This is a genomic window from Thalassotalea sp. Y01 (assembly GCF_012932945.1).
GTDB lineage: Bacteria > Pseudomonadota > Gammaproteobacteria > Enterobacterales > Alteromonadaceae > Thalassotalea_A.
In genome coordinates, this window is sequence record NZ_JABBXG010000002.1 from 21,141 (window position 1) to 33,561 (window position 12,421).

Below are 12,421 nucleotides of genomic sequence, written 5' to 3' on the forward strand. Positions count from 1 at the left end.
TAATGTCTGATGCTATCTCGCAACAGTTAGAAGACATCATTAAAGACTTACCTTGGCAGGTTGAGCCTGACAGTATAGCCGCGCTCAGCGCTGGTTTAACGCAACAATGTTTTGTCGTGCGGGCGGCTCTTGTTGCGCAATCAGACACCCAGCCGATTTTTCAACGTATTGTAATAAAACTGTTTAGCGCCAACCAAACAATACCAGGGCTAGCGCTATGGCATGCAGCGGCTAATGCTGGCTTAGCGGCGAAAGTCATACACGTCAGTGATATTCATGGCTTTGTTGCATCGTCATTTATCAATGCGGCAAACCTCAATCAACTTAATATGTCCTATCGCGACAAAATCCAGTTAATGTGCAAGGCGCTGGCAAATCTACATCAGCTACCTTGTGATCTTAAAGTATTTTGCCCGACATCCATCATCGCTGATTTAGCTAAGGCTGCAGGGCCGAAATTAAAGGCCAATAATATCCAACTCGCAGATGTTAATACGCTTATATCTGAGGCACTTGATAGTCTATTCATTGATACTAGTCGCTACGTAAGTTGTCATGGTGATCTAAATTTCAATAATGTATTACATGGCGCGGGGGTACATTTTGTTGATTTTGATTGTGCTGTATTAGCGGAGCCTGAGTGGGATATTGCGATGATGCTAGCCATCAATAACCTTGGCCAAGAGTACATTAATTGCGCGATTAGTTCCTATCAGCACAATATATCTTCATTCAGCACAAAATTGTCCTCTGACAAGGTAACGCGTTACTATGATATTGCATTGTTAATCAATATGTTATGGTTTGTATCTGCAGATGTTGGCCACTTTGATAAAGCACAACATAGTTGGGCAGAGACGCAAATAAAGCACGGCAAAACCTTGATAGAACGACGATTTTTGCGATAGATCACAGATTGGTTACGATTAATAACAGTGCGTTTACATCGCTGATGACTGATAATTAACGCTAAGTTGTTTATATAGTTTGTAATTTATTTTGAACTGGCAAGAATTTCTGGAAAACAGAAACCGTTTTTTCTGGTTTTTACACATTGGTGGGTGGGTAGGCTTTGCGTTTGTCCATTACCTTGGCTCGTTGCTGCACGACTTACGCGACCTATTTACTTGGGTAACGTTATTGAGTGCCTATGCAGGAGCGATTTTTTCGTATCCATTGCGTTACGTCTATCGACGCGCTTGGAATATGACACCGTTAAAAATCGCCCTTGTGGTTATCGTCTCTTCGTATGTTTCCGGTTTGCTTTGGCAGGTCGTTAAAAACATCAGTTATTGGGAAATATACAAACACGGCTGGCGACCAGATTTTTGGTTGTATTACACCCAGTCCAGTTTGTGGTCCTTTTATATCATGCTGTCGTGGAGTGGCTTGTACTTTGTAATCAAGTACTATCAAATGTTGCAGACAGAAAAACAAAAAGTACTTAGTGCCAATAATATGGCCAATCAGGCGCAATTGAAAATGTTGCGTTATCAGTTAAACCCACACTTTTTGTTTAATACCCTTAATGCCATTTCTACGCTTGTACTTATTGATGAAAATAAGAACGCTAACGCAATGGTAACCAAACTCAGCGACTTTCTACGATATTCATTAGATATGGATCCGATGAAAAAAGTCACGCTGGCACAAGAAATTAAAGCGTTGCAATTGTATTTGGATATTGAAAAAGTACGGTTTGAAGACCGACTGCGCATAGAGTTTGAGATTCAGAAAAACTGTCAAAACGCCTTGGTACCAAGTTTGTTGTTCCAGCCTTTAGTTGAAAACGCCATTAAGTATGCGATCGCGGTTAAAGAGAATGGTGGCACCATTTCATTGAAAGTATCGCGTTTTGCCAATGATTTGCTTTTAGAATTGTCAGATGATGGTCCAGGCGCTAAGATAGTTAAAGGTGAGTTAGCCAGAGAAAATGGTGTAGGCCTAGCAAACACCAGAGAGCGTTTGGCGACTCTTTATGATAAAAATTATTCAATGGTGATCAGTGATAATGTGCCGTCAGGCGTTAAAATCAATATTCGCATACCATTTCAACAAGAACAGTAGCCGTTAATGACACAACTTCGAACACTCGTGGTAGATGATGAACCGTTAGCAAGAAAGGGCTTAATGGTTCGATTAAAAGATTGCAATGATATCGATATCATTGGTGAGTGCAGCAATGGCCAGCAAGCGATTGATGCCATCAAACTGCAACGTCCCGATCTAGTGTTTCTTGATATTCAAATGCCTGGTTTAAATGGCTTTGATGTTGTGCAAAACCTTACCTCCGCAAACATAGACATGCCAATGGTGGTATTCGTCACCGCGTTTGATCAGTACGCAATTAAAGCGTTTGATGTGCGGGCTATTGATTACATGCTCAAGCCTGTCGATATGGAGCGTTTGCAGCAAGCGATTGATACCGTTAAATCGGCGTTGCAACAAAAGCAGGCCGGTGAACATAAGCAAAAACTCGCCGAACTCGTCAGTGAAGTAACTGGCAATGATTGCCAACAAATTTTACAAGACTTGGCATCTAACACACCGGTGTCAATCAGCAATTACTCTGATGTATTAGCGATCAAAGATGTTGGTGAGACCACATTAGTGCCGACTAAAGAAATCGTCTGTATCGATGCCGCAGGGGATTATATGTGTGTGCACACCCATGAGGGCACACATATTTTAAGAAAGACAATGAAAGAGTTAGAAGAGTTGCTCGATCCAAAACACTTCTTGCGTATACACCGCTCCAGTATTGTTAACCGTAACTTTATCGACAAGTTTGGCAATAACGTCAATGGCGAATATTACCTGATCCTCACCAATCAAAAAGAACTGAAAGTGTCACGCAGTTACAAAGACAAAGTAAAACAAGCGGTACTTGGCAGCTAGTTTCTCTACTGGTTACATTAGACGTGTGTTTCGAGCGGGCTGTTGACGCTGTTACAGTACTTGTTGTTTCGCTAATGCGGCAATATCCAGCACCGATTCTTGTGCTTGCAATAAATCCTTGTTTACCGTCTTAGTGTGGCCCACAGCAATGGCTAAGCTCACTTCCTTAATATCTCGATTGCATTCAGCAATCATTAACATGGTTTTACCATTATCTATGGCACGTACCGCGCCCACACCTAACTTGGTGGCAAGAATGCGATCTTTGGCGAGTGGGTTACCACCGCGTTGTATATAACCAAGCACACAAGGCGTACATTTTATGTTGGCGTAATTTCCCAAGTCTTCGGCCAAACGATATACGCCGCCTGGCCATAAGTTTTCAGCAGCGACAATCAAATAACTGCTCATACCGCGTTGCTTTTTACACAGCGATATATGTTCAGCAATTTTCTTTAATTCTTTGCCAGGGTTTATGAAATTCTCAAAGGTGATGATTTGTTCGGCGCCACTAGCAATACCAACATTGAGGGCTAAAAAGCCGCTGTGTCGTCCCATTACTTCGACGATAAAAATGCGCTCAAAGGCGTCGGCAGTATCGCGAATTTTATCGACTGCTTCGATGGCGGTTTCTACTGCGGTGGCAAAGCCGATGGTATAGTCGGTGCCATCGATGTCATTGTCTATAGTACCGGGAAGACCAATTACTTGGCCTTTATAATAACGACTTAATTGTATCAAGCCATTGAACGAACCGTCGCCACCAATAACTATCAGCGCTTGGACGTTTAGCTCTTCTAAGTTCTTAGCTGCTTGCTGTTGGCTTGCATCTTCCTTAAATTCAGGACAACGTGCACTTTTTAAGATGGTGCCACCACAATGGATAATGTCACGCACAACGTGTTCGTGAAGCTCGATATATTTTTTTTGTAGGATGCCATAGTATCCATGAGTAAACCCTATGACTTTATAGCCAGATTGCAGCGCTGCTAAGGTACAGCTTCTAATCGCTGCATTCATTCCCGGTGAATCTCCGCCACTGGTAAGTACCGCAAGTACAGGTTTATTTGAACTCATAATGATTGACCTCCTAACGCACATCCTGTGCTTTATGATAGCACTTCATTTAGTAAAGAAAAAAGCCAGCAATGCTGGCTTTTTTAATCTTTTTTTATGACTATACGGTCAGGATTTTTATGGTGTTGGTTGCACCAACTGTTTCCATTAAATCACCGTGCGTCATAATCACTTGATCGCCTTCATTTAACTCAATAACATCGGCCGCTCGTATCGCGTTAATGACATTTTTCATTAACGATTCTTCGTTGGATTGGGTTGAATCAAATTCTACCGGATATACGCCACGATAGATGGCTGATTTCGATAACGTCTTGTGATGACGTGACAATGAAAATATCGGTAAACCAGAGGTTATACGCGACATAATCTTAGATGTCATTCCTGATTCAGTAAGGGCAATCAGGGCTTTTACACCTTTTAGATGATTTGCCGCATACATCGCCGTTAAAGGAATCGTTTCCGAAATATCATTAAACATAAGATCAAGTCTGTGTTTAGAGATATTTACCGAGCGTTGTTTTTCAGCGCCAATACACACCTGTGACATCGCTTTTACGGTTTCTACCGGGTATTTACCCGCCGCAGTTTCAGCACTTAACATAACCGCATCGGTACCATCGAGTACTGCGTTGGCAACATCCATAACCTCTGCACGAGTCGGCATAGGCTGGGTGATCATTGTTTCCATCATTTGCGTTGCCGTTATAACGACACGGTTTAATTGACGTGAGCGAGCGATGATGTGTTTTTGCTTACCAATTAACTCTGGATCGCCAATTTCAACACCTAAGTCACCACGAGCGACCATGACGACATCCGATGCTTTGATAATTTCATCGAGTACATCGTTGTCGTTAACGGCTTCTGCACGTTCAATTTTCGATACAAGACGGGCATCACAATTTGCTTCTTGTGCAAGCAAGCGTGCTTCACGCATATCTGCTGCGTCACGCGGAAATGATACCGCTAAGAAATCGGTTTCTAGTTTCGCAGCTAATTTAATGTCTTCTTTATCTTTGTCTGTTAATGCCGCTGCTGAAAGGCCACCACCTTGACGGTTAATACCCTTGTTGTTGGATAAAGGACCACCAACAGTCACTATAGTATGAACTTTATTGCCATCGATGGAGTCAACTTTTAGTTGTACGCGGCCATCATCAAGCAAAAGAACATCGCCTGAGCGCACGTCATTTGGTAATTCTTTGTAATCGATACCAACAGCGTGTTGATCACCTTCACCTTTAGGTAATTCTGCATCAAGTGTGAACTTATCACCAATTGCCAAGGTAATAGGACCATCCTTAAAGGTTGATACACGTATCTTAGGACCTTGTAAGTCACCTAAAATTGCGACATATACACCAAGCTTTTTGGCAACTTTGCGCACATTTGTTGCACGTTGTATATGATCTTCTGGGGTACCATGTGAGAAATTAAGGCGTACGACATTTACACCTGCTTTGATAACGTTTGTTAATACATTAATATCGTCTGTTGCTGGCCCTAAGGTAGCAACAATTTTGGTTCTTCTGGGCATGATTAAAACCTACTTTACTATTTGTCGTTTCGCTCAAAACGCGAGCTGCGAAGACTGTCTTTAACTTTTTTCAAGTTATCTCTAAATTTAGAACCACGTCGTAATGTGAAACCTGTGGCTAGAATATCGATTAGCGTAAGCTGTGCGATGCGTGATGACATCGGCATATATAAATCCGTATCTTCAGCAACCGTAGGGGATAAAACGATGTTACATTCCTTCGCTAACGGGCTGTGTTCATCGGTTATACCAATAACAATAGCATCATTTTCACGAGCCATACCGGCTACTTCAACTAAAGGCTTAGTTCGGCCGGTATGTGATATGACTACAACCACGTCACCTTGACGTGAATTAATGGAACTCATGCGCTGCATTAATACATCATCGAAGTAGACAACCGGCACGTTGAAACGGAAAAATTTATTTTGTGCGTCATGGGCGACGATTGCTGATGCGCCTAAGCCGAAGAAAGAAATTTTATTCGCTTGGGTAAGCACGTCAACAGAACGATTGATCACCAGTGGATCAAGGTTCTTTCTCGCCATCTCAAGGTTGGCTAGGGTTGATTCAAAGATTTTGTTAGTATAATCCTCAGCAGTATCGTTTTCGTCGACATGCCGATTCACATACGGGGTACCATTAGCCAATGATTGTGCTAGGTGTAATTTAAAGTCTGGGTAGCCTTTGGTGTCCAAGCGACGACAAAAACGGTTAACCGTTGGCTCGCTGATATTTGCTTGTTTTGCCAAAGACGCAATACTTGCATGTATAACCTGGGCAGGATTTGCTAAAATTACTTCTGCGACTTTACGTTCAGATTTACTAAATGAGTCAAACTCGTTGGTTATTTTTTCTAAAATGTTCATTCTAGACCTCACGGGTACTTTATTTGGAGCCTGGTAGACTCGTACCAAATCGACACTGACCCAGCAGGGAATTTTATCGCTGCTTTATTATAGGTCATAATTCGATAGTCAATTTTAAAATTACTGTAAAGTATTTTTACATAATAAAACAGTATTTTGTAAAAAAATTTCATAAACACTTTCAAAATACCAAGAAAACGCCATACTTTTGTAAGTTATTTTGAATGTTGGTTTCAAAATAACCGTTTAAACAGCAAAAGCGTGGGCACGGGCAGTGTAATTAAATTACAAATAGCTCTTTACCTGGCGCTTAAAAATGTTTAAATTAGTACGAAATGTAATTTAATTTCATTGAATTTAGAGATTCTATTCTATGACGCAATCTAACGTGATGTCTGCAGAGCAAATCGTATTGTTCGGTGCTGCAGGTGACCTGTCAAAACGCAAATTATTCGCTGCTCTTTATCATTTATATAAAGAAGGGCTATTGGTTGATAACGTAAACATCATCGGTGTTGCTCGTTTAGATATGAACGATGCAGGCTTCCAAGATTTTGTAAAAGAAAACTTGAACACCTTTATTGGTGACCAGCTTGACGCTGAAGTGGTAGATAAATTTATTACCCACTTTAGTTATGCAAAACTCGATTTTGCAGATACTAATGGCTACAAAGAACTTGCTAACGTAATCCGCGACAATAAATACGTTCTGTATTATTTAGCAACACCACCAAGTATTTACGGTCTTATTGCTGATGGACTCGAAGCACAAGGTCTGAACAATGAGTACGCTCGAGTGGTGATGGAAAAACCAATTGGCCATGATCTTGACTCATCTAAAGTGATCAATGATTTGGTTAGTCGTCATTTTGAAGAGCCACAAATTTATCGTATCGACCATTACCTAGGTAAAGAAACCGTTCTTAACCTTATATCACTTCGTTTTGCCAATTCATTATTCAGTACTAACTGGGATCATAACTGTATCGACCACGTGCAGATCACTGTCGCAGAAAGTGTGGGTATCGAAGGCCGTTGGGGTTTTTATGATAACACCGGCCAGATGCGAGATATGGTGCAAAATCATCTATTACAAATCCTAAGTTTGTTAGCGATGGAGCCACCGACAGATTTATCTTCTGAAAGTATTCGTGATGAAAAACTAAAAGTCATTAAAGCGTTGCGCAAGATTGATCGCAGTAATGTTCATGAAAAAACGGTACGTGGTCAGTACACCAAAGGGCATTTAAATGGCGTACCTAAACCGGGCTATCTCGAAGAAGAGGGTGCCAACGTAAACAGTAAGACGGAATCTTTTGTTGCGATAAAAGCAGAAATTGATAACTGGCGATGGGCTGGTGTGCCGTTTTACCTACGTACTGGTAAACGCATGCCGTGTAAACACTCAGAAGTTGTTATCTACTTCAAACACCAACCTCATAATATCTTTGGTAGCAGTTTTGGCCAATTACCGCCGAATAAATTAACCATTCGTTTGCAACCAGATGAAGGTGTCGAATTGACGGTAATGAATAAAGTACCGGGAATTACCAATGAAATGGAAATTCGCGAAGCCAAACTTGATTTAAGCTTTTCTGATTTTAATGACGAAAGTCGTGTTGTTGATGCGTATGAAAGACTTGTGTTAAGTGCCATTAATGGTAACTCAGGCTTATTCATTCGTCGTGACGAAGTAGAAGCTTCATGGCAGTGGGTAGACAGTATTATGGATGCATGGAATTCGTCTAACGATGCACCAAAAGGCTATGCAGCAGGTTCATGGGGACCGGTATCGTCTATTGCTTTAATTGCCCGTGACGACAGAAACTGGGATGAATAATGATTAATAAACATGTTTATAACTCGCGCAGTGAACTCGATCAGAGCTTTGCCGATCGTGTTGCCGAGCAATTAGCCGACGGCATTGCTAAAAACGGCAAAGCCAGTATTGCCTTTTCAGGTGGCAGTACGCCAAAGGGCTTCTTTGCGGCGCTATCTAATAAAGACATCGCGTGGGATAAAGTAACGGTGACGCTAGCTGATGATCGTTGGGTAGACACCGAGCATAAAGATTCAAACGACAAGTTATTGCGCGAGAATTTACTACAAAATAAAGCGCAAGCGGCGACGTTATTTTCCTTGGTTGAACAGGGCGATTTTAGCGAAGCAGTCTTGGATAAAAAGAACGCAGAGCTTGTTAATGTGCTTCCCCTTGATGTGGTTGTACTTGGCATGGGAGAAGATGGTCATACAGCATCAATATTCCCTTGCTCTGCACAAGTTGAACAAGGCTTAGCAACCGATGTAGCGCCAGCGTTGATGAAAACAGAACCAACCACTGCGCCGTATCAAAGAATAACCTTTAATTTCCCGGCATTGATTAATGCCAAGCACTTGTATCTGCACGTTGTTGGTGAAAGCAAACAGACGGTATTGGATCAAGCGCTATCTTCACAGAACGCATTAGAAATGCCGATACGCGCATTTTTACAGCATTCTCAAAAAACAGTTGAGATCCTTTGGGCGGAATAATTATGGTAAAACCACAAATTCAAGCGGTAACCGACCGTATCATCGAGCGCAGTAAACAATCTCGGGCGCAATACTTAGAAAAGCTAAACAATGCAAAATCTGACAAAGTGCATCGTTCGGTTCTGTCCTGCGGTAACTTAGCGCACGGCTTTGCCGCATGTTCTAAGCAAGATAAAAACACACTGACAGGTTTAAACCACAGTGATATCGCCATCGTGTCGGCATATAACGATATGTTGTCTGCGCACCAACCATACGAGACTTATCCTGCAGTCATTAAAAAAGCCGTTAGCGAAACGGGCGGTGTGGCGCAATTTGCTGGTGGTGTACCCGCTATGTGTGACGGGGTTACCCAAGGTCAACCAGGTATGGATTTGAGCTTGATGAGCCGTGACGTTATTGCCATGTCGAGTGCAGTTGGTCTTTCGCATAACATGTTTGACGGCACCTTGATGCTCGGTATCTGTGACAAAATCGTCCCGGGCTTAATGATTGCGGCAATGACTTTTGGTCATCTACCAACGGTATTTGTTCCAGCAGGTCCAATGCCATCGGGTCTGCCAAATAAAGAAAAAGCTCGAGTTCGTCAACAATTCGCCAAAGGTGAAGTAGGTAAAGACAAGTTGCTTGAAGCAGAATCTGCCTCTTATCATAGCCCTGGCACGTGTACTTTCTACGGTACGGCGAATTCTAACCAGTTGGTTGTTGAAGTGATGGGTTTACATTTGCCAGGTGCATCATTTGTGCCACCAAATGATAACCTGCGTGAAGAGTTGACTAAAGCAGCGGCTCGTCAAGTAACTCGTTTAACGCAACAATCGGGCAACTACATGCCAGTTGGTGAAATGATTGATGAGAAATCGATTGTCAATGCTATCGTTGCGTTATTGGCAACTGGTGGTTCAACCAATTTAACAATGCATATCATCGCCTTTGCTAAAGCCGCTGGTATTCTGGTTAATTGGGATGACTTTGCTGACTTATCTGATGCGGTTCCTCTGCTAACGCGTATTTACCCTAACGGTTTCGCTGACATAAACCAGTTCCAAGAAGCCGGTGGTATGGCGTTACTGTTTAGAGAGCTTATTGATGGCAATTTAGTACACCAAGACGTGCAAACTATATGTGGTCCTGGTCTTGAGAAATACACGCAAGTACCGGTAATGCAAAACGGTGAACTTGTTTGGATTGATGGCCCAACGACATCGGGAGATGCAGAAGTTATTGCCACCACTGAGCAACCATTTAAAACCGATGGTGGTTTACGACTGGTACAAGGTAACTTGGGTCGCGCAGTATTAAAAACATCGGCGTTACGTCCAGGTACCGAGATAGTTAAAGCCCCAGCGGTTGTTTTTGAAGATCAACATGATCTTGAAAAAGCATTTAAAGCGGGTGATTTAGATAAAGACTTCGTTGCCGTGGTACGTTTCCAAGGACCTAAAGGTCGCGGTATGCCTGAATTGCATAAGCTAACGCCACCGCTTGGTGTACTACAAGATAAAGGATTTCACGTAGCCTTGCTTACCGATGGTCGTATGTCAGGCGCGTCAGGTAAAGTACCTGCGGCGATTCATTTAGTGCCGGAAGCATTAGATGGTGGTTTGATTGCCAAAGTTGAAACCGGTGACATGATCTTGGTTGATGGCGTTACTGGCGAGCTAACTTTGTTGGTTGATGAACAAGAGTTGGCGAAGCGTGATAACGCTAAGTTCACCGCACACAATGAACACTCTGGTGTTGGTCGTGAAATCTTCGGTTTTATGCGTAAAAACTTAAGCAGCGCAGAAACTGGCGCCTGTTCTTTGTTTACAGAAGGTGATTAATATGACGGCAGCAATCATTAACGTCGTCGCCGATATTGGCGGAACAAACTTACGAGTTGGTGTCGTAACTGAATCTGGTGATGTCAAAGACTTAACCTTGTATCAGTGTGGTGAGCATCCAAGTTTGCAAGCGGTATTAGAGCTGTACTTTAATGCACATGACATTGATAGTTCAAAAGTAAACGCCTGTTTGGCCATCGCTTGTCCAGTTGATCAAGACTTGATCAAAATGACAAATTTGCCTTGGCAGTTCTCCAAGTCACAATTAAAAGCAGATTTAAACCTTAATCGTTTGCATTTGATCAATGACTACACGGCGATTGCGTGGGCGGTTCCAAAATTAAGTGACGATCAAAAGGTAAAGATTGGTGGTGGTGAAGCGGTCGATAAAAAGCCAATCGCTATTTGCGGCCCTGGTACTGGCCTTGGTGTTGCTAACGTTATTTGGGGCAATGACCAATGGGTTAGTGTGGGCGGCGAAGGTGGTCATGCTGATTTTGCGGCTGTTGATGACACTGAGATTGAAATCTTACGTTTTTTACAAAACAAATACCCACGGGTATCGTATGAACAATTGTTAAGTGGTTTGGGTATCGAACAAATTTATCAAGCGCTATGTCATAATAAAGGTGTGTCGCCAGAAGCTTATCAAGCAAAAGATATTTCAGCCCGAGCATTAGACGCAAGTTGTGATATTTGTCAGCAAGCACTGTCTCAGTTTTGTAAAACGTTAGGTAGTTTTGCTGGCAATTTGGCGTTAACCACTGCGGCATTTGGTGGTATTTATATCGCTGGTGGCATCGTGCCACGGTTTATCGAATTTTTCCGTAGCAGTGAATTTAGAGAGCGTTTTGAAGCAAAAAATCGTTTTCGAGAATTTAACGCAGGCATACCAACTTACGTGATCACCGAATCTCAGCCTGGCATTTTAGGTGCGAGCGCATACTTAATTCAGCAAAACAATAATGAGGCCCTATGACTGTAACGACTAATTGGCAAACTCAGCCACAAGAAATCTTTGCCATGGGACCCATCGTTCCAGTGTTGGTTATTGAAAACATTGAAGATGCAGTGCCTATTGCCAACGCATTGATTGCCGGGGGCATTAATGTTTTGGAAGTGACTCTACGTACCGATAACGCTTTGCAGGTTATCTCAGAAATCGCCAATAGAATACCTAGTGCGATGGTTGGTGCGGGCACCGTGACCAACCCTGAAACCTTTCAACAAGTTGTTGATGCCGGAGCGAAATTTGCGATAAGCCCAGGTTTAACGAAAGAATTGTTAGAAGCGGCAAAAGCATCTACCGTGCCATTAATCCCTGGTATCGCATCAATTTCAGAGTTGATGACGGGTATCGATGGCGGTTTTGATCACTTTAAGTTTTTCCCTGCAGAAGCGATTGGAGGAGCTAAGGCGATCAAATCTATTTCCGGACCGTTTCCTAATATTACGTTTTGTCCAACAGGTGGCATTAATCAAGACAATATGGGCAATTACTTAAGCCTGAAAAATGTTGCTTGTATTGGTGGCTCCTGGTTGGTGCCAGACGATGCAGTAGCGAATAAAGATTGGGATCGTATCACCCAAATCACTAAAGCGGCAGTTGAAGCATCAAAGCAATTTATTTAACGGCGCAGCGCCAGTTCGAAATTAAAAACCGGTGGTCTATTAGCATC

At 42.5% G+C, this 12,421-nt stretch carries 11 protein-coding genes; 8 read left to right on the forward strand and 3 right to left on the reverse strand.

The features are described 5' to 3' along the window. The first annotated feature begins 2 nt into the window (after window positions 1–2). The 3 genes from HII16_RS02910 to HII16_RS02920 all read left to right on the forward strand — a co-directional run bounded on the left by HII16_RS02910 (window position 3) and on the right by HII16_RS02920 (window position 2,898). Window positions 3–908, forward strand: a complete 906-nt coding sequence (locus tag HII16_RS02910) for a phosphotransferase (RefSeq protein ID WP_169127332.1) — start codon at window positions 3–5, stop codon at window positions 906–908. A gap of 91 nt (window positions 909–999) precedes the next feature. Further along, the gene (locus tag HII16_RS02915; protein WP_169127334.1) at window positions 1,000–2,067 is read left to right on the forward strand and encodes a histidine kinase; all 1,068 of its coding nucleotides are present in this window, start codon (window positions 1,000–1,002) and stop codon (window positions 2,065–2,067) included. A 6-nt stretch (window positions 2,068–2,073) separates the two neighbouring features. After that, entirely contained in the window at window positions 2,074–2,898 is an 825-nt protein-coding gene (locus HII16_RS02920) for a LytTR family DNA-binding domain-containing protein (protein WP_135440345.1), read from the forward strand. A gap of 51 nt (window positions 2,899–2,949) precedes the next feature. On the opposite strand, the gene HII16_RS02925 is transcribed toward HII16_RS02920, so the two are convergent. The 3 genes from HII16_RS02925 to HII16_RS02935 form a co-directional block, all read right to left on the reverse strand. Then, on the reverse strand, window positions 2,950–3,975 hold the full coding sequence (locus tag HII16_RS02925) for an ATP-dependent 6-phosphofructokinase (protein WP_169127336.1): 1,026 nt from the start codon (window positions 3,973–3,975) through the stop codon (window positions 2,950–2,952). 100 nt (window positions 3,976–4,075) lie between these two features. Continuing rightward, on the reverse strand, window positions 4,076–5,515 hold the full coding sequence (gene pyk, locus HII16_RS02930) for a pyruvate kinase (protein ID WP_169127338.1): 1,440 nt from the start codon (window positions 5,513–5,515) through the stop codon (window positions 4,076–4,078). Window positions 5,516–5,532: 17 nt separating this feature from the next. Then, window positions 5,533–6,384, reverse strand: a complete 852-nt coding sequence (locus tag HII16_RS02935; RefSeq protein ID WP_135440342.1) for a MurR/RpiR family transcriptional regulator — start codon at window positions 6,382–6,384, stop codon at window positions 5,533–5,535. Between the two features lie 373 nt (window positions 6,385–6,757). On the opposite strand from HII16_RS02935, the gene zwf reads away from it, so the two are divergent. From zwf to HII16_RS02960, 5 genes are read left to right on the forward strand one after another with little or no spacing between them, the layout of a single operon-like run. Next, window positions 6,758–8,224, forward strand: a complete 1,467-nt coding sequence (gene zwf, locus HII16_RS02940; RefSeq protein WP_135440341.1) for a glucose-6-phosphate dehydrogenase — start codon at window positions 6,758–6,760, stop codon at window positions 8,222–8,224. After that, window positions 8,224–8,916, forward strand: a complete 693-nt coding sequence (gene pgl, locus HII16_RS02945) for a 6-phosphogluconolactonase (protein ID WP_169127340.1) — start codon at window positions 8,224–8,226, stop codon at window positions 8,914–8,916. The genes zwf and pgl overlap by 1 nt, the downstream gene beginning before the upstream one ends. A gap of 2 nt (window positions 8,917–8,918) precedes the next feature. Further along, window positions 8,919–10,742: a phosphogluconate dehydratase gene (edd, locus tag HII16_RS02950; RefSeq protein ID WP_169127342.1), complete on the forward strand. Its 1,824-nt coding sequence runs from the start codon at window positions 8,919–8,921 to the stop codon at window positions 10,740–10,742. Window position 10,743: 1 nt separating this feature from the next. Continuing rightward, window positions 10,744–11,721: a glucokinase gene (locus HII16_RS02955; protein WP_169127344.1), complete on the forward strand. Its 978-nt coding sequence runs from the start codon at window positions 10,744–10,746 to the stop codon at window positions 11,719–11,721. Next, a complete protein-coding gene (locus HII16_RS02960; protein ID WP_169127346.1) occupies window positions 11,718–12,374 on the forward strand; it encodes a bifunctional 4-hydroxy-2-oxoglutarate aldolase/2-dehydro-3-deoxy-phosphogluconate aldolase in 657 nt (218 codons plus the stop codon). Before HII16_RS02955 ends, HII16_RS02960 begins: the two co-directional genes overlap by 4 nt. The last annotated feature ends 47 nt before the right edge of the window (window positions 12,375–12,421 follow it).

Coding starts and splice junctions, on each gene's coding strand:
- HII16_RS02910 (WP_169127332.1), top strand. CDS start 3: ATGTCTGATGCTATCTCGCAACAGTTAGAAGACATCATTAAAGACTTA.
- HII16_RS02920 (WP_135440345.1), top strand. CDS start 2,074: ATGACACAACTTCGAACACTCGTGGTAGATGATGAACCGTTAGCAAGA.
- HII16_RS02925 (WP_169127336.1), bottom strand. CDS start 3,975: ATGAGTTCAAATAAACCTGTACTTGCGGTACTTACCAGTGGCGGAGAT.
- pyk (WP_169127338.1), bottom strand. CDS start 5,515: ATGCCCAGAAGAACCAAAATTGTTGCTACCTTAGGGCCAGCAACAGAC.
- HII16_RS02935 (WP_135440342.1), bottom strand. CDS start 6,384: ATGAACATTTTAGAAAAAATAACCAACGAGTTTGACTCATTTAGTAAA.
- zwf (WP_135440341.1), top strand. CDS start 6,758: ATGACGCAATCTAACGTGATGTCTGCAGAGCAAATCGTATTGTTCGGT.
- pgl (WP_169127340.1), top strand. CDS start 8,224: ATGATTAATAAACATGTTTATAACTCGCGCAGTGAACTCGATCAGAGC.
- edd (WP_169127342.1), top strand. CDS start 8,919: ATGGTAAAACCACAAATTCAAGCGGTAACCGACCGTATCATCGAGCGC.
- HII16_RS02955 (WP_169127344.1), top strand. CDS start 10,744: ATGACGGCAGCAATCATTAACGTCGTCGCCGATATTGGCGGAACAAAC.
- HII16_RS02960 (WP_169127346.1), top strand. CDS start 11,718: ATGACTGTAACGACTAATTGGCAAACTCAGCCACAAGAAATCTTTGCC.